Source organism: Haemophilus sp. HMSC61B11, assembly GCF_001838615.1.
Classification (GTDB): Bacteria; Pseudomonadota; Gammaproteobacteria; order Enterobacterales; family Pasteurellaceae; genus Haemophilus_D; species Haemophilus_D parainfluenzae_AD.
In genome coordinates this window covers 1-265 of the sequence record NZ_KV837987.1, presented here as the reverse complement: position 1 = coordinate 265, position 265 = coordinate 1, and the positions used below count along the sequence as shown (strand labels likewise).

The window sequence follows — 265 nt, the reverse complement described above, 5'->3', positions numbered from 1 at the left end:
GCCTTCTTCTCCCGCTTCTTCATCTAAGCTCCCCGTCTGCTTACCCGAATGCTCTACACGCACCACTAGCCAATCTTGATTGAAGGCTAAATTGGCATGCCCTTCTAAAGTAAAACCATAACCCGGTATGACACGCATATCATCGCCCACTGCATTCGCCGTTTCAGAAACTGCCAGTTCTGATTCTAAACGATAAAGACTGAACGGATTGCCCTGTTCATCTTTCTTATATCGACCCGGATAGTCATATTTTTCATAAACTGTC

General features: G+C 45.3%; 1 protein-coding gene. It reads right to left on the bottom strand.

From position 1 onward, the window contains the following. Nucleotides 1-265 (bottom strand): contractile injection system protein, VgrG/Pvc8 family (locus HMPREF3263_RS06580; RefSeq protein ID WP_256337427.1); only part of this gene is annotated, 265 nt, incomplete at both ends.